General features: G+C 70.7%; 17 protein-coding genes. 13 read left to right on the top strand and 4 right to left on the bottom strand.

Annotation, left to right across the window (positions count from 1 at the left end):
* The first annotated feature begins 105 nt into the window (after nucleotides 1-105).
* The 10 genes from ACYVO6_RS02365 (at nucleotide 106) to ACYVO6_RS02320 (ending at nucleotide 9,711) form a co-directional block, all read left to right on the top strand.
* Nucleotides 106-1,233 carry a ParA family protein gene (locus tag ACYVO6_RS02365; RefSeq protein WP_461056689.1) on the top strand — a complete coding sequence of 376 codons (1,128 nt, stop codon included), beginning with the start codon at nucleotides 106-108 and terminating at the stop codon, nucleotides 1,231-1,233.
* The gene (locus ACYVO6_RS02360; protein ID WP_461056688.1) at nucleotides 1,218-1,817 is read left to right on the top strand and encodes a hypothetical protein; all 600 of its coding nucleotides are present in this window, start codon (nucleotides 1,218-1,220) and stop codon (nucleotides 1,815-1,817) included. The genes ACYVO6_RS02365 and ACYVO6_RS02360 overlap by 16 nt, the downstream gene beginning before the upstream one ends.
* Nucleotides 1,818-1,836: 19 nt before the next feature.
* Nucleotides 1,837-3,018, top strand: a complete 1,182-nt coding sequence (locus tag ACYVO6_RS02355; protein WP_461056687.1) for a segregation/condensation protein A — start codon at nucleotides 1,837-1,839, stop codon at nucleotides 3,016-3,018.
* On the top strand, nucleotides 3,015-3,665 hold the full coding sequence (gene scpB / locus ACYVO6_RS02350; RefSeq protein ID WP_033324012.1) for an SMC-Scp complex subunit ScpB: 651 nt from the start codon (nucleotides 3,015-3,017) through the stop codon (nucleotides 3,663-3,665). Before ACYVO6_RS02355 ends, scpB begins: the two co-directional genes overlap by 4 nt.
* Nucleotides 3,665-4,738, top strand: a complete 1,074-nt coding sequence (locus ACYVO6_RS02345) for a pseudouridine synthase (RefSeq protein ID WP_461056686.1) — start codon at nucleotides 3,665-3,667, stop codon at nucleotides 4,736-4,738. The genes scpB and ACYVO6_RS02345 overlap by 1 nt, the downstream gene beginning before the upstream one ends.
* Before the next feature lie 117 nt (nucleotides 4,739-4,855).
* Nucleotides 4,856-5,827 (top strand): sigma-70 family RNA polymerase sigma factor, encoded by a 972-nt coding sequence (locus ACYVO6_RS02340; RefSeq protein WP_461056685.1) that lies wholly within the window; start codon nucleotides 4,856-4,858, stop codon nucleotides 5,825-5,827.
* Nucleotides 5,824-6,378 carry a TIGR03086 family metal-binding protein gene (locus tag ACYVO6_RS02335; RefSeq protein ID WP_461056684.1) on the top strand — a complete coding sequence of 185 codons (555 nt, stop codon included), beginning with the start codon at nucleotides 5,824-5,826 and terminating at the stop codon, nucleotides 6,376-6,378. Before ACYVO6_RS02340 ends, ACYVO6_RS02335 begins: the two co-directional genes overlap by 4 nt.
* 54 nt (nucleotides 6,379-6,432) lie before the next feature.
* Entirely contained in the window at nucleotides 6,433-7,860 is a 1,428-nt protein-coding gene (locus ACYVO6_RS02330) for an MFS transporter (protein WP_461056683.1), read from the top strand.
* A gap of 82 nt (nucleotides 7,861-7,942) precedes the next feature.
* Nucleotides 7,943-8,695: an NUDIX hydrolase gene (locus tag ACYVO6_RS02325; RefSeq protein ID WP_461056682.1), complete on the top strand. Its 753-nt coding sequence runs from the start codon at nucleotides 7,943-7,945 to the stop codon at nucleotides 8,693-8,695.
* A complete protein-coding gene (locus ACYVO6_RS02320; RefSeq protein ID WP_461056681.1) occupies nucleotides 8,692-9,711 on the top strand; it encodes an ADP-ribosylglycohydrolase family protein in 1,020 nt (339 codons plus the stop codon). Before ACYVO6_RS02325 ends, ACYVO6_RS02320 begins: the two co-directional genes overlap by 4 nt.
* Before the next feature lie 424 nt (nucleotides 9,712-10,135).
* Here ACYVO6_RS02320 and ACYVO6_RS02315 read toward each other — a convergent pair whose 3' ends face one another.
* Genes ACYVO6_RS02315 through ACYVO6_RS02300 form a run of 4 tightly spaced genes read right to left on the bottom strand, consistent with a single transcriptional unit; the run spans nucleotide 10,136 to nucleotide 12,596 of the window.
* Nucleotides 10,136-10,828: a nucleotidyltransferase domain-containing protein gene (locus ACYVO6_RS02315; protein ID WP_461056680.1), complete on the bottom strand. Its 693-nt coding sequence runs from the start codon at nucleotides 10,826-10,828 to the stop codon at nucleotides 10,136-10,138.
* A gap of 22 nt (nucleotides 10,829-10,850) precedes the next feature.
* Nucleotides 10,851-11,306 carry a Rieske (2Fe-2S) protein gene (locus ACYVO6_RS02310; protein ID WP_461056679.1) on the bottom strand — a complete coding sequence of 152 codons (456 nt, stop codon included), beginning with the start codon at nucleotides 11,304-11,306 and terminating at the stop codon, nucleotides 10,851-10,853.
* Nucleotides 11,303-11,884, bottom strand: coding sequence for a DUF6529 family protein (locus ACYVO6_RS02305; protein WP_033324025.1), 582 nt, complete (start codon nucleotides 11,882-11,884; stop codon nucleotides 11,303-11,305). The genes ACYVO6_RS02310 and ACYVO6_RS02305 overlap by 4 nt, the downstream gene beginning before the upstream one ends.
* A gap of 37 nt (nucleotides 11,885-11,921) precedes the next feature.
* Nucleotides 11,922-12,596 (bottom strand): hypothetical protein, encoded by a 675-nt coding sequence (locus ACYVO6_RS02300; protein WP_461056678.1) that lies wholly within the window; start codon nucleotides 12,594-12,596, stop codon nucleotides 11,922-11,924.
* A gap of 258 nt (nucleotides 12,597-12,854) precedes the next feature.
* Here ACYVO6_RS02300 and aroH point away from each other — a divergent pair, with 258 nt between their 5' ends.
* The 3 genes from aroH to cmk all read left to right on the top strand — a co-directional run bounded on the left by aroH (nucleotide 12,855) and on the right by cmk (nucleotide 15,109).
* A complete protein-coding gene (gene aroH, locus ACYVO6_RS02295) occupies nucleotides 12,855-13,217 on the top strand; it encodes a chorismate mutase (protein WP_461056677.1) in 363 nt (120 codons plus the stop codon).
* Nucleotides 13,214-14,299, top strand: coding sequence for a prephenate dehydrogenase (locus ACYVO6_RS02290; protein ID WP_461056676.1), 1,086 nt, complete (start codon nucleotides 13,214-13,216; stop codon nucleotides 14,297-14,299). Before aroH ends, ACYVO6_RS02290 begins: the two co-directional genes overlap by 4 nt.
* 114 nt (nucleotides 14,300-14,413) lie before the next feature.
* Nucleotides 14,414-15,109, top strand: a complete 696-nt coding sequence (gene cmk / locus ACYVO6_RS02285; RefSeq protein WP_461056675.1) for a (d)CMP kinase — start codon at nucleotides 14,414-14,416, stop codon at nucleotides 15,107-15,109.
* Nucleotides 15,110-15,122 lie beyond the last annotated feature (13 nt).

Raw genomic sequence — 15,122 nt, 5'->3', positions numbered from 1 at the left:
TCGGCATGGTGCCACGCTGACCTATCTAGAAGTTTCCTGGTCACCAAGGAGGTAAGACGACTTGTGAATGAGTCGACATTTACTCCCGGGGGTGGTCAACCAGGAATGCCTGCGCAGGGCCCGAGGCCCACGGGGCTCGAGGCTGTCGGCTCCGTAGCTGTGCGCACCTTCGCAGCCCACCAGAGTCCACACCGGATTCAGACAGTCCACCAGAGCATGGATGGCCATCACGTGAACGCCATGGCCGGCAACGGAAGTGGCGAGAACCGCACCCACTTCGCCGACTACGACGACCTGCCCGAGGGGCACTTCTACGACCCCGACGCCGAGTACGAGCCCGATCCGGAGTACGCGGCCACGCTCGCGCCCGACGCGGCCCGCCAGCGCCGTGAGCGCATCGGCCCGACCGGGCGCCCGCTGCCGTACTTCCCGATCCCGGGCCCGCTGACCGATCACGGCCCCGCGAAGATCATCGCGATGTGCAACCAGAAGGGCGGCGTCGGCAAGACGACGTCGACCATCAACCTGGGTGCCGCGCTCGCGGAGTACGGACGGCGGGTCCTGCTGGTCGACTTCGACCCGCAGGGCGCGCTCTCGGTCGGCCTCGGTGTCAATCCGATGGAGCTCGATCTCACCGTCTACAACCTGCTCATGGAGCGGGGCATGGCGGCCGACGAGGTCCTCCTGAAGACCGCGGTCCCGAACATGGACCTGCTGCCCAGCAACATCGACCTGTCGGCCGCCGAGGTCCAGCTGGTGAGCGAGGTCGCGCGCGAGTCCACGCTGCAGCGCGCCCTGAAGCCGCTCATGGCCGACTACGACTACATCGTCATCGACTGCCAGCCCTCGCTCGGCCTGCTCACGGTGAACGCCCTGACGGCCGCCCACAAGGTGATCGTGCCGCTGGAGTGCGAGTTCTTCGCGTTGCGTGGTGTCGCGCTGCTCACCGAGACCATCGAGAAGGTCCAGGAGCGGCTCAACCCCGAGCTGGAGCTCGACGGGATCCTCGCCACGATGTACGACTCGCGCACGGTGCACAGCCGCGAGGTGCTCGCGCGTGTCGTCGAAGCCTTCGACGATCACGTCTACCACACGGTCATCGGGCGCACGGTCCGCTTCCCGGAGACCACGGTCGCCGGTGAACCGATCACCACGTACGCCTCCAACTCCGTCGGTGCCGCCGCCTATCGTCAGCTCGCCAGGGAGGTGCTCGCCCGGTGTCACGCCGAGTGAGTCTGCCGGGGGCCGACGAACTGTTCCGTACGACGGGGGGAATGGCGCTCCAGTCGTCCAGCCCCAGGCGCCAGGCCAACGGCCAGTCCAACGGTGAGGCTCGGGTGCCGGCTCCTGCGGGCGAGGGCGATACGGCTGCCTCCGGCTCGGGATCCGGGTCCGGGGAGGATGCGCCGCAGGCTGTGCCCGCACAGGGCGGGGACGGTGACGGGGCCGAGCATGTGGCCGCGGACTCCGAGTCCGCCGATGCCGGGGAGTCCCGCACCCGTGCCGCCGGCGCCGAGCGCTCCGGGCGACGGCAGGGGGCGCAGGAAGGTTCTGCCGCCGCCGCTCAGCCGCGCAAGCGGGGGCGGGCTTCCGCGCGGCGGCCCAGCGGGCGGGAGCGGCACGACGAGAAGATCACCGTGTACGTGTCCGCCGAGGAGCTCATGGATCTTGAGCATGCTCGGCTGGTGTTGCGCGGAGAGCACGGGCTCGCGGTGGATCGCGGGCGGATCGTGCGTGAGGCTGTCGCCGTTGTGCTCGCGGACCTTGAGTCGCGGGGGGACGCCAGCATTCTTGTCCGTCGGCTCCGTGGGCGGTAAGCGGTAGCCTGCGACGGCTATGACCTCGTACGACGGCTCCGTCCCCGCATCCGGCTCCACCGGTCGTCGGCGTGCGCTGGGGCGGGGGCCGCTGCCTCCGGCTGAGGTTGAGGTGTCTGCGCCTCCGGAGGCGGATGAGTCGCCCGCGCCTCCGGCGTCCGTCGAGTCGCTTGCGGCGGAGGCCGTTCCGCCTGTGGCTCAGCCCGATCCGCCTGCGGCGGAGAGCGAGTCTCTGGTTGAGGACGGCTCGTCGGCTGCGGACCGTGGGGCGTTGTGCCCACCCTCCCCCACTCTCGACGTCGCTCGAGCGGGGGGACCCCCATCGCCCAGCGGAACGCCTGCCCACAACGCGGACGAGCCGGAAGCTGATCCCGAACCCGATGACGGCACCTTCAAAGTTCGGCTGGCGAACTTTGAAGGGCCCTTTGATCTGCTGCTTCAGTTGATTTCCAAGCACAAGCTGGATGTGACCGAGGTCGCGCTCTCCAAGGTCACCGATGAGTTCATGGCGCATATCCGGGCGATGGGGCCGGACTGGGATCTTGATGAGACGACCGAGTTTCTCGTCGTCGCAGCCACCCTGCTTGATCTCAAGGCCGCTCGGCTGCTGCCGTCCGCCGAGGTGGAGGACGAGGCGGATCTGGCGCTGCTGGAGGCGCGGGATCTGCTGTTCGCGCGGCTCTTGCAGTACCGCGCGTACAAACAGATCGCCGAGATCTTCAGCCGGCGACTCGAGGAGGAGGCCCGGCGGTATCCCCGCACCGTCGGACTGGAGCCGCATCACGCCGAGTTGCTGCCCGAGGTCGTCATCAGCATCGGTGCAGATGGGTTCGCGAAGCTCGCCGTGAAGGCGATGCAGCCCAAGCCCAAGCCGCAGGTGTACGTCGACCACATCCACGCCCCGCTGGTGAGTGTGCAGGAGCAGGCCGGGATTGTTGTGGCGCGGCTGAGAGAGCTCGGGGAGGCCACCTTCCGGGCGCTCGTCGAGGACACGGACGACACGCTGACCGTCGTGGCCCGGTTCCTCGCCCTGCTGGAGCTCTACCGGGAGAAGGCCGTCGCGCTCGACCAGGAGGAGGCGCTGGGGGAGTTGCTGGTGCGCTGGACCGGCGGGGACAGCGAGGAGGAGCCGAGGGTGACGGACGAGTTCGACAGGCCCCCGGAGCCGACCCAGGACGAAGCCAAGGAGGAGAAGGCGTGACCGAGAACACCACCGAGGCCCCGGCAGGGCTGCGTACCGTCGCGGATCTCGACCTCAGGCCCGCCCTGGAGGCCGTACTCATGGTCGTGGACGAACCCGCGACCGTGGAGCACCTCGCGAAGATCCTGGAGCGGCCCCGGCGGCAGATCGCGGACGCGCTGCGCGCGCTGGCCGACGAGTACACCGTGCAGGGCCGTGGCTTCGAGCTGCGGCTTGTCGCGGGCGGCTGGCGGTTCTACAGCCGGCCCGAGTACGCGGCGGCCGTCGAACGGTTCGTACTGGACGGGCAGCAGGCCCGGCTCACGCAGGCCGCCCTGGAGACGCTCGCGGTCGTGGCGTACCGGCAGCCGGTCAGCCGTTCCCGCGTCTCGGCCGTACGAGGAGTGAACTGCGACGGCGTGATGCGCACCCTCCTGCAGCGCGGTCTGGTCGAGGAGGCGGGCGCGGAACCCGAAACAGGTGCGATCCTGTACAGGACGACGAACTACTTCCTGGAGCGGATGGGCCTGCGCGGCCTGGACGAGCTTCCGGAGCTCGCGCCCTTCCTCCCCGAGGCGGAGGCGATCGAGGCCGAGACGCAGGAAGGCGTACCGTCGTTCGATCCGGATGCACCGGACCCCGATGACGACACGACGACGGAACTTTGATGCGAAGCAGCGGCAGCGGCAAGAGCGGCGGGCGCGGTAACTACCGCGGCGCCGGCAACAGCAGGGACCAGAAGCAGGGGCAGGAGCAGGGCCGCCCTCGCAAGCCCCGCCCCGAGGAGCGCCGCTACGACGTGGGCCCTGACGCCACCAAGGACGGCCCCAAGTCCGGGCGTGGCAGCTCCGCGCGCGGCGGGGCCAAGGGCGGCCCGAAGAAGAGTCAGCAGGGCGGGCGCGGTCGTACGGCTCCCGCGCGCTCCCGCGAGTTCGAGACGCGGGTCGAGGAGCGCAACCGCGACCGGTACGCCGGCAAGAAGGACGTCAAGCCGCCTAAGACCTTCCCGGGCGCCGAGCAGGAGGGCGAACGGCTCCAGAAGGTGCTCGCGCGCGCGGGATACGGTTCGCGGCGCGCCTGCGAGGAGCTGATCGAGCAGGCCCGTGTCGAGGTCAACGGCGAGATCGTGCTCGAGCAGGGACTGCGTGTCGACCCGGAGAAGGACGAGATCAAGGTCGACGGGCTGACGGTCGCCACACAGGCGTACCAGTTCTTCGCGCTGAACAAGCCCGCCGGTGTCGTCTCGACGATGGAGGACCCGGAGGGGCGCCAGTGCCTCGGGGACTATGTCACCAACCGTGAGACGCGGCTCTTCCACGTGGGACGGCTCGACACCGAGACCGAGGGCGTCATCCTGCTCACCAACCACGGCGAGCTGGCCAACCGGCTGACCCACCCCAAGTACGGCGTCAAGAAGACCTACCTCGCACACATCGTGGGCCCGATCCCGCGTGACCTGGGCAAGCAGCTCAAGGACGGCATCCAGCTGGAGGACGGGTACGCGCGCGCGGACCACTTCCGCGTCGTTCAGCAGACCGGCAAGAACTACCTCGTAGAGGTCACTCTTCACGAGGGCCGCAAGCACATCGTGCGGCGCATGCTCGCCGAGGCGGGCTTCCCGGTCGACAAGCTCGTGCGCGTCGCCTTCGGCCCGATCACGCTCGGCGACCAGAAGTCGGGCTGGCTGCGACGGCTGTCCAACACGGAGGTCGGGATGCTGATGCAGGAGGTCGACCTCTAGGTCCTCGTCCTTGCCCGTACTCGCTACTCGTAGCGGCCGGTTCCGGAATTCGTCCGGGACCGGCCGATGCGTTTTCGCCGCTCCTCCGGTCTGTACCCGTGAACGAAGGGAGCGGGCATGGCTGTGACGACGGATCGCGACGAGTTCGTACGGCTGACGGGGATGTACCGGCGCGAGCTGCTGGCGCACTGCTACCGGATGCTCGGGTCGGTCGACGACGCCGAGGACCTGGTGCAGGAGACGTATCTGCGGGCCTGGCGGTCGTACGACGGATACGAGGGCCGTGCGTCCTTGCGGACCTGGCTCTACCGGATCGCCACCAATACGTGTCTGACGGCGCTGGAGGGACGTGAACGGCGTCCGCTGCCCTCCGGGCTCGGTGGGCCGTCAGACGCCCCCGAGGAGCCGCTGAGGACCCCTCCGACGGATATCCCGTGGCTCCAGCCGGTGCCCGACACGCTCGTGGACCCGGCGACCGTCGTCGCGGCGCGCGGCAGTCTGCGGCTCGCGCTCGTCGCGGCGCTGCAGAATCTGCCCGCGCGGCAGCGGACCGTACTCATCCTCAGGGACGTACTGGCCTGGCGGGCGCAGGAGGTGGCCGCCCTTCTCGGGACCACCACGGCGGCGGTGAAAAGCAGCCTCCAACGCGCGCGTGCCCGACTCGACGAGGTGGCGCCCGACGAGGATCTGCTGGCGGAGCCGGACAGCACGGGCGACCGCGAGCTGCTCGACCGGTATGTGGCCGCCTTCGAGGACGCCGACATGGACGCGCTCCTCGGGCTGCTCCAGGAAGGCGTTGAGCTGGAGATGCCGCCGTACCTGGAGTGGTTCAGCGGGAAGAAGGACGTCATGCGGTTCCTGGAGGCGCTCGAGCACGAGAAGGGGCATCTGCGGATGATCCCCACGCGGGCGAACGGGCAGCCGGCCGTGGTGGCGTACACACGCGGTGCGGACGGCGTGCACCGGGCGCACTCGGTGCAGGTGCTCACCATCGAGGGATCAGCCGAGGACCGGGAGATCGCGCGGATCACCGTCTTCCTGGAACCGGGGCTGGCCTGGCGCTTCGGGATGCCGGAGGTGTTGTCATGAACTCCGGGGAGCTGCTCGAGCGTTCGCTCGCGTACACCCTGGGAAGCGTCGCCGCCGTGGCACCTGGAAGTCTGCGGCGGTCCACGCCGTGCGCGCGGTGGGACCTGGGGGAGTTGCTCGGCCATCTCGACGACGGGCTCGACGCTCTGCACGAGGGGCTTACGGGCGGGCGGATCGGTCTCTTCCCGGCGGCGAGGGGCAGCGCGGATCCCGCGTGCGACTTCCGGCGGCGTGCCTGCGCGCTGCTCGGCGCCTGGATGGCCCTGCCCGGGGAGGGACGCTCCGTGACCGTGGGGGACCGGCCGCTGGACGTCCGTGTGATGGCCGCCACCGGCGCCGTCGAGATCGCCGTGCACGGCTGGGACGTGGCGCAGGCCTGCGGGCGGCCGCGGCCGATTCCGTCCGCGCTCGCGGCCGAGCTGCTGTCCGTCGCGCGATGCGTGGTCGGGGACGAGGACCGGGGAGTGCGCTTCGCCGAGCCGGTCGGCGTGCTGCCCCGGGCCGCTGCCTCCGACCGGCTCCTCGCGTTCCTCGGGCGCGATTCCTTTTAGGGGCGGGGCTGGTCTGCCTTCCGTGAGTGACTCTCACGGAAGGGCTTATCCCTCATGGCTGACATCGACATCGCAGAAACCCTGCTCGCCCCCACCCGCAAGCCACCGACCACTGCGCCCCCACGGCGCGCCTGGACGGTGGTTCTTGCCGGGCTGGGGGCGCTCCTGTGCGCGCTGGACGTGGTGGTCGTCGCCACCGCGCTGCCCGCGCTGCAGGCCGACTTCGGCGCGAGCCTGTCCCAGCTGGAGTGGACGATCAACGCGTACAACCTCGTCTTCGCCTGTCTGACCCTGACGGGCGCCGCGCTCGGCGACCGGTTCGGGCGGCGGCGGATGTACGTAGTCGGTCTCGCAGTCTTCACGCTGGCCTCCGCGTGGGCCGCGCTCGCCGGCGGCGCCGGTGAACTCATCGCCGCACGAGCGGTTCAGGGCGCCGGAGCGGCCGTACTGCTGCCCCTCACGCTGACCCTGATCAGCGAGGCGTTCCCGGCCGAGAAGCGGGGCGTGGCGATCGGCCTGTGGGGTGGGGTGAGCGGACTCGGGGTGGCCGCCGGGCCAGTACTCGGCGGGGCCGTCACGGATGGTCTGTCCTGGCAGTGGATCTTCTGGCTGAACGTGCCTCTGGGGCTCGTGATGCTTCCGCTCGCCGCGATGAAGCTGCGCGAGAGCTACGGTCCGCGGCCCCAACTGGACATCGTGGGGCTGGCGTTGGCGGCCGTGGGCCTGACCGGGCTCGCCTGGGCGCCGGTGCGGGCGCCGGAGGCCGGCTGGGGGAGTGCCGAGGTGCTGGGCGCCCTGGCCGTCGGGGTCGTGTTCGTGGCGGCCTTCCTCGGCTGGGAGCGGTCGGGGGCGAAGTACCCGATGCTGCCGCTCGCGCACTTCCGGCTGCGCGGCTTCTCCACCGCCAACGGTGCGGTCTTCCTGATGTTCATGTCGCTGCTCGGCGCGCTGTTCATGATCTCGCAGCTCTTCCAGGTCGGCCTGGGCAACTCCCCGTTGGAGGCGGGCCTGCGGATTCTGGTGTGGACCGGTACGCCGCTGCTCGTCGCGCCGGTCGCGGGCGCGCTCGCGGACCGGTTCGGGAACCGGCCCTTCATGCTGACGGGCCTCGTTCTCCAGGCGGTGGGGCTCGGGCTGATGGCCTGGCAGGTGGAACCCGGGGTCGGCTACGACCGCCTGGTCGTGCCGCTGATCGTCGCCGGAGTCGGCATCTCCATGGTCTTCCCCACCGTCGCGAACGCCGTGAGCTCGTCGGTGCCGCCCGCTGAGGTGGGCGTCGCGTCGGGCGTCAACAACGCGCTGCGTGAGCTGGGCGGGGTCTTCGGAGTCGCCGTCGCCGCGGCCGTGTTCGTCCAGTACGGGGGCTACGACTCGGCGGAGAGCTTCATCGACGGATGCGCGCCCGCGCTGTGGGTCTCGGCGGCGGTCTCGGCCGCCGGGGCGGTGGTGGCGTCGTTCGCGCCGTCCAAGCACGGGAGTTGAGGTCCAGGGACGGGAGTTGAGGGGTTGCCACAGCCCGCTCGCCTCTTTATAGTCTTAGTGACTATTAAGGAGGTGGGCGGGCGTGACCGCAGCAGAGGGCACTGCACCCGAGGCTCCCGACGGCTACGACAAGCACGCCTTCGAGCCCTTCGCCGTCACCGTCGATCTCGCGGTGTTCACGATTCGGACGGCCGTACTCCAGGTGCTGCTGATCGAGCGCGGGCAGGAGCCGTACGCGGGCCGCTGGGCACTGCCCGGTGGCTTCGTCCTGCCCGACGAGTCAGCGGAGACGGCCGCCCGGCGCGAACTCGCAGAGGAAACCGGTCTGTCGGACATCTCCGGGCTGCATCTGGAGCAGCTGCGGACGTACAGCGAACCGGACCGCGATCCCCGGATGCGGGTCGTCTCCGTCGCGTACACCGCGCTGCTGCCCGACGCTCCGGAGCCGCACGGCGGCGGAGACGCGGCACGCGCCCAGTGGCTCCCGTACGACGGGCTCGGGCCGCTCGCCTTCGACCACGACCGGATCCTCGCCGACGCCCACGAACGGGTCGGCGCCAAGCTCGAGTACACCTGTCTCGCCACGGCCTTCTGCCCGCCCGAGTTCACGCTCGGGGAGCTCCAGCAGGTTTACGAGACGGTGTGGGGGACGGTCCTGGACCGGCCCAACTTCCGGCGCAAGGTCCTCGCCACGCCCGGCTTCGTCGAACCGATCCCCGGCGCCGCGCGCCTGACCGGCGGGCGGGGCAAGCCCGCGGCGCTGTATCGCGCGGGCAGCGCCACCACCCTCCACCCGCCCCTGCTCCGCCCGACCCGGGAAGGACACCCCGCATGACCACCACCGTGAGGAAGCAAGCCGCCACCGGAGCGCTCAACGGTCTCGCGCTCGGGGACGCGCTCGGCTACCCGACCGAGTTCCGCGACGTGCCGTCGATCCTCGCCAAGTATGGGCCTTGGCGGGAGATGGAGCTGCCGACGCCGGCGCTCGTCACCGACGACACGCAGATGACGCTGGCGTTGGGGCGGGGGCTCAGGACGGCGACGGACCGCGGGGTGCTCGAACCCGAGGGGATGGCCGAGGCCGTACGGCATGAGTTCATCGCCTGGAACCGCTCCCCGGAGAACAACCGGGCCCCGGGCAACACCTGCCTCAGGGCGTGCGCCTTGCTGGAGCGGATGGACCGGCTCTGGCAGGACGCCAGCCAGATCGACTCCAAGGGCTGCGGCGCCAACATGCGCGTCGCGCCCATCGGCCTTGTCCCCGGTCTGAGCGACGAACAGCGCGCGGGCGCCGCCCAGTTGCAGGCCGCGCTCACGCACGGCCACCCCACGGCGCTGGCCGCGTCCGACCTCACCGCGCATGCGGTACGGCTGCTGGCGCAGGGCACCGAGCCGACGGGGCTCGTCGGTCTGCTGCGCTCGTACGCGTACGAGAACCGGGACCGGTACCACGAGCGGTGGCTCGGCGACCTGTGGACCCGAAGCCAGGATCCGACACCCGGGAATTTCATCGCGCGGGGCTGGGACGAGTGCCTGGCGATCCTGGACCGGCTTCAGGAGGCCGTACGGTCTCCGTCGCCCGAGACGGACCCATGCCTGGCCACCGGCGAGGGCTGGATCGCCGAAGAGGCCCTCGCCACCGGCCTGCTCTGCTTCCTGCTCTTCCTCGACGAGCCGCTCACAGCGCTGCGCCGAGCGGCCTGCACCTCGGGCGACTCCGACTCGATCGCCTGCCTGACGGGCGCGTTCGCCGGGGCATACATCGGGGCCGACGCATGGCCCTCGGAGTGGGCAGACAGGATCGAGTACCGGGGTGATCTCATGGCCCTGGGAGCACTCTGGGATTCCTGAGCCGCTTGCCTCCGGCGGTTGGGCAGGTTGCCTACGGGGGTGGTGGGTTCGTTTCGTTGGCGACTGCCGGTGCGTCGTGGCTGGTCGCGCAGTTCCCCGCCCCCCTAAAAAGCCTGCGGCTGCCCGCACCCCAGAAATCACAAGCCCGCGCTCGCCCAAACGCCCCGCCCAGGGAAAGCCCGCACCCCCAACTACCCGCTCCCTCCCCCCGGCGGGAGGGGCCGTGGGCCGGTGCGTCGTATGCCCGTCGCGTAGGTTCTGTCTCAGGCCACCCGCACCGTGTACCAGCAAAGGGCCGTACGCCCGGCCTGCGACGGGCTGACGCACCGGCCCACGGCCCCGACCCACCCACCGGACCCAAAGGGGCGCGGGGAACGGCGCGAGCAACCACCACGCACCCGCACCCGACAACGAACCCCACCGCTCAACCGCCGGAGGCAACGGCGCCGCCGCGTCGGACGCGGATCAAGAAGTCCTCGACCCGAGCCCGGTCCGGCTCGGGCGGGAGCGGGGTGCGGGCAACTGCCTCGTCCGCTTCCGTGGCGAGGCGGGCCATGCGGGACTCGATGGCCGGCCAGGAGACCTCGCCGCGTTTCACCGCGAGCAGGGGCTCTCGCTGGTCGCCGACGTCGAGGGTCAGGGTGCCCGTGCGGAGCAGGTCGCGGCAGCTCGTCAGGAGGCGCAGCAGGTGCATGGCGTGCTTCCAGCGGGGCGCGCCGTGGGTGCGGACGTCCGCTTCCAGCTTCTTGCGCTGGCCCAGTGCGTAGCGCGCGAAGGTGTCGTGCGCCTGGCGGGAGAGGAACGCCTCACGCAGGGCGAGGAGTTCGCGGCCCGTGTCGTCCGCGTGCGTGACGAGCGGGGAGTGCAGGCACTCCAGGATGTTCGGGTTGGCGCGCAGGGCGAGTGCGCAGAAGCGCTCCAGTTCCCAGCTGAACTGTTCGTCCGCGGGGCCGTCGACGTGCGTCGGCGGTTTCTCGAAGCGCCAGAAGAGCGGGGTGGGGGCCAGGAACACGCCCCGGACGTCTGTGTCACTGGTGTCCGTGGCCAGACCGAAGGCACGGGAGCCCATGACGCAGGAGTAGATCGTGTGATCGTTTACCAGGTCCTCGGGGCTCATGCGGACGAGCGTAAGGGCCGGTTCACGCCAGGCGAATCGAATTTCCCGTGACCGTGATCTTCTCCTCGGGGAGGGGTCTTGTCGCCGGGCCGTCGGCCACCGAGGCGTCGGCGACACGGAACTTGCTGCCGTGGCAGGTGCAGTTGATGGTGCCGTCCGAGACGTTGGCGACCGTGCAGCGCTGGTGTGTGCAGATGGCCGAGAAGGCCTTGAACTCGCCCTGTTCGGGCTGGGTGACGACGACCTGCTCGTCTTTGAAGATCTTGCCGCCGCCGACCGGGATGTCGGCAGTCTTGGCCAGTTCCTCACCGGCCGGGGCCTCGCCGGGGGACTCGCCGGACGTCGGCTCCTCCGGAGCCGGCGACTCCGCCTCGCCCCCGCCGTTCTCGTTCCCGTACTCGCTGCACCCCGCGAGCAGCGCAGCCGCGCCGGCCGCCCCCGCCGCGAGAACCGTGCGACGCGTCGAGCGGATCGTCATGTCGTCACTCCGAATGTGCGGAAGAACCAGAGGGCGGACGTCAGCCAGACCACCGTGAGCGCGGCGAAGACGAGCCCGCCGACGATGGGCAGCAGCCACCCGGGCAGTCGCTCCGAGCGAAGAAGCAGCATCTTGGCGCTGAAGGCACCGAAGAAGAAGCAACCCAGGAGCGAATGCCACAATACGCGCGGTTCGTATGTCTGGTAGCCCAATGCGTACAAACAGTGCACGGCGACCGGTACCGCGGCCAGGAACGCGACCCGCCCCGACCAGCGATGCAGCACCCCTGCCCAGCTGGGGCCCGGCAGCTTCCCGTACACCATGAGCGCCGAGACGAACTGCACCACCGCGAAGCCCATCGCCCCCGTGGCCAGCCAGGACTTGACGGCGCCCGTGCTGCTGAACCCGGCCAGGTTGAAGGCCGTGCCCGCCGGTTCGTGCACCTTGCCGTACGCGCCGAGGGCGAGGGCGACCGCCCCGGCGACCAGGGCCGGGACGAGGTAACGGGAGGCCTGTGGACGGCGGGCCGGTTCGGGCGAGGGGAAGTCCTGGGTGGCGGCGTTCGGGTCGACGGTCATGGTCGGCTGCTCCCTGCGGTCAGGGCTGAACGGAGGACTACGGCTGCACGGGCCGGGCGGTGAGCTGCTGTCCGTCGACCGTCACGGCGCCGGTCTCGGGGTCGATACGGGGCGCGGCCGAGGGTGTGCCGCCACGCTTGAGGATGCCGACCTGCTGACCGTCCGGCAGCACGATCCAGCCGCCGTCGATCTCGGCGCCGCGTACGGACTCGGTGGCCCGGTACAGCCCCGAGGGCTTGAGCGCCTTGTCGGCGGTGAACCCGTACTCCTGCTGACCCATGTCCACCGTGCCGCTGATCCGGCTGCCCTTCAGCTCGCCGTTCAGCACGCCGCCCTGCTGGCTGGTCAGGCGCATACTGCCGTCGGCCTTGACGTCGCCCTTCAGCCAGGACTCCTGGTCCCGGCCGTCGCAGAAGTACGCGATCGCCCTGCCGTCGCGCAGTGAGACCGCGACCGCGGAGGAATCGTCGTCCGTACGGCCCGCGTAGTCGGCGTTGCCCGGTGCGCTCGGCGACGGTGTGTTCTTCGACGGGCTCGGTGACGCGGTCGTCTTCGTCGGCTCGGGCGTCGGGCTGGGCGACACCTTCGTGGCGGGCGTCTCGCCCTCGCCCGACGAGGTGGTGCTCGTCCCTGTCGTCGCGTTGAGCGACAGCATCAACAGGGCCAGCAGGAGTCCCCCGAGAAGCGTGAAAAGTGGTCCGGAGCGCTTCATTTGTGCCTCCCCCGAGGCGTCGCGGACAGCATCCCCATGCAAGCGGACGCGCGGGGCAGCGTCCAGAGGCGGACCCGGACCGTTTCGCCCCAATTGGCGGGACCGTACGGTTCCGTGACATTGGCAGGGGCTGCGGCCGGGCCGTGACAGGGCGCTCATCGCTCGTCTCGGCAGGCGGGCGCCGCGTACCCGCGTACCGCGGGCTGACTACGCTGGATGTGCACAGAGCCGATACGTACATCAGCGAGGAGCGACACCGTGGCGGTACGAGCGGTCCGCGGCGCCGTCCAACTGGAGCGGGACGAAGCCGGGCACATGGACGAGCAGGTCAGCGAGCTGCTCACCGCCATCCTGGAGCGGAACGGCCTGACCACCGAGGACCTCATCAGCATCTGGTTCACGGCGACGCCCGACCTGCACAGCGACTTTCCGGCAGCCGCCGCGCGCAAGCTCGGCATCGCCGACGTACCGCTGATCTGCGCTCAGGAGCTGGACATCGAGGGCGCGATGCCCCGGGTCGTACGCGTCCTCGCGCACATCGAGTCCGATCTGCCGCGCTCCGACATCGCGCACGTCTACCTCGGCGCCGCGGCCGCGCTCCGCAAGGACATCGCCCAGTGAGGACCGCACTCGTCATCGGTACGGGGCTCATCGGCACATCGGCGGCGCTGGCCCTGGTGGGGCGTGGCGTCGTCGTGCACCTCGCCGACCACGACCCGGAGCAGGCCCGTACCGCCGCCGCGCTCGGCGCCGGCACGGACGAGGAGCCCGCGGGTCCCGTCGACCTCGCGATCGTGGCGGCGCCGCCCGCGCACGTGGCCGCGACGCTCGCCGACGCGATGCGGCGCAAGGTCGCGCGCGGCTACCTGGACGTGGCCAGCGTCAAGGGCGGGCCGCGTCGTGAGCTGGAGGCGCTGGGGCTCGACCTCTCCGCGTACATCGGTTCGCATCCCATGTCGGGCCGTGAGAAGTCGGGTCCCCTGGCCGCGACCGGGGACCTCTTCGAGGGGCGGCCCTGGGTGCTGACGCCGACCCGGGACACCGACACCGAAGTGCTCAACCTCGCCCTGGAGTTGGTGTCGCACTGCCGTGCCGTACCGGTCGTGATGGACGCCGACGCCCACGACCGCGCGGTGGCGCTGGTCTCCCACATGCCCCACCTGGTGTCCAGCATGGTCGCCGCGCGTCTGGAGCATGCCGAGGAGGCCGCCGTACGTCTCTGTGGCCAGGGCATCCGTGACGTGACCCGGATCGCGGCCTCCGAGCCCCGGATGTGGATCGACATCCTGTCCGCGAACCCGGGCCCGGTCGCCGACCTCCTCGCGGACGTCTCCGCCGACCTGGACGAAACGGTGCAGGCCCTGCGCGCCCTCCAGTCCTCCGACGAGGCCAAGCGCCGCGAGGGCGCCTCCGGCATCGAGGACGTCCTGCGCCGCGGCAACGCCGGCCAGGTCCGCGTCCCCGGCAAACACGGCGCCGCCCCCACGGTGTACGAGAGCGTCGTCGTCCTCATCAACGACCAGCCGGGCCAACTGGCCCGCATCTTCGCGGACGCGGGCCAGGCGGGCGTCAACATCGAGGACGTACGCATCGAGCACGCGACCGGGCAGCAGGCGGGCCTGGTGGAGCTGATGGTGAAGCCGACGGTGGCGCCTGTGCTCACGGCTGCGCTGCGGGAGCGGGGCTGGGCGATCCGGCAATAGGCGCGGGTCGGCCGGAGGCCAGTAATACCGGGCTCGGGGAGACAGTAACCTTGTGCGGGGCGCGATCGTGCCCGTCCCAGCCCACCACCCCGTACCAGGAAGGTGCCCGCACCCGTGGAAACCAGCGCCGCCCGGACCGCACCGGCAGTGATCGTCGCCATTGACGGCCCCTCCGGCACGGGCAAGTCGAGCACCTCGAAGGCCGTCGCGGCCCAGCTCGGTCTGAGCTACCTCGACACCGGCGCTCAGTACCGGGCGATCACGTGGTGGATGGTGAACAACGGCATAGACATCAGCGACCCCTCCGCGATCGCCGCCGTGGCCGCGAAGCCCGAGATCGTGTCCGGTACGGACCCCTCGGCGCCGACCATCACGGTGGACGGCACGGACGTCTCGGGCCCGATCCGCACCCAGGAGGTCACCTCCAAGGTGAGCGCGGTCAGTGCCGTGCCCGAGGTGCGCGCCCGGATCACCGAGCTGCAGCGTTCGGTCGCCGCGGCGGCCGAGCAGGGCATCGTCGTCGAGGGCCGGGACATCGGGACGACCGTGCTGCCCGATGCCGACCTGAAGATCTTCCTCACCGCGTCCCCGGAGGCCCGCGCCGCCCGCCGCAGCGGTGAGCTGAAGGGCGCCGACCTCCACACGACCCGCGAGGCCCTGCTGAAGCGGGACGCGGCCGACTCCACCCGTAAGACCTCGCCGCTCGCCAAGGCGGACGACGCGGTCGAGGTGGACACCTCCGACCTCACGCTCCAGCAGGTCATAGAGTGCGTCGTCACCCTTGTCGAGGAGAAGCGGGCAGCGAAGTGACGGCACCGTCGGA

It is taken from the genome of Streptomyces pseudoechinosporeus, assembly GCF_054783935.1.
Note: the sequence above shows the minus strand (reverse complement) of the source record. Positions and strands in the feature narration are given on the sequence as shown.

Coding starts and splice junctions, on each gene's coding strand:
- ACYVO6_RS02335 (WP_461056684.1), top strand. CDS start 5,824: ATGAACTCCGGGGAGCTGCTCGAGCGTTCGCTCGCGTACACCCTGGGA.
- ACYVO6_RS02300 (WP_461056678.1), bottom strand. CDS start 12,596: ATGAAGCGCTCCGGACCACTTTTCACGCTTCTCGGGGGACTCCTGCTG.
- ACYVO6_RS02365 (WP_461056689.1), top strand. CDS start 106: ATGCCTGCGCAGGGCCCGAGGCCCACGGGGCTCGAGGCTGTCGGCTCC.
- ACYVO6_RS02320 (WP_461056681.1), top strand. CDS start 8,692: ATGACCACCACCGTGAGGAAGCAAGCCGCCACCGGAGCGCTCAACGGT.
- ACYVO6_RS02315 (WP_461056680.1), bottom strand. CDS start 10,828: ATGAGCCCCGAGGACCTGGTAAACGATCACACGATCTACTCCTGCGTC.
- ACYVO6_RS02345 (WP_461056686.1), top strand. CDS start 3,665: ATGCGAAGCAGCGGCAGCGGCAAGAGCGGCGGGCGCGGTAACTACCGC.
- ACYVO6_RS02340 (WP_461056685.1), top strand. CDS start 4,856: ATGGCTGTGACGACGGATCGCGACGAGTTCGTACGGCTGACGGGGATG.
- ACYVO6_RS02355 (WP_461056687.1), top strand. CDS start 1,837: ATGACCTCGTACGACGGCTCCGTCCCCGCATCCGGCTCCACCGGTCGT.
- ACYVO6_RS02330 (WP_461056683.1), top strand. CDS start 6,433: ATGGCTGACATCGACATCGCAGAAACCCTGCTCGCCCCCACCCGCAAG.
- ACYVO6_RS02305 (WP_033324025.1), bottom strand. CDS start 11,884: ATGACCGTCGACCCGAACGCCGCCACCCAGGACTTCCCCTCGCCCGAA.
- ACYVO6_RS02310 (WP_461056679.1), bottom strand. CDS start 11,306: ATGACGATCCGCTCGACGCGTCGCACGGTTCTCGCGGCGGGGGCGGCC.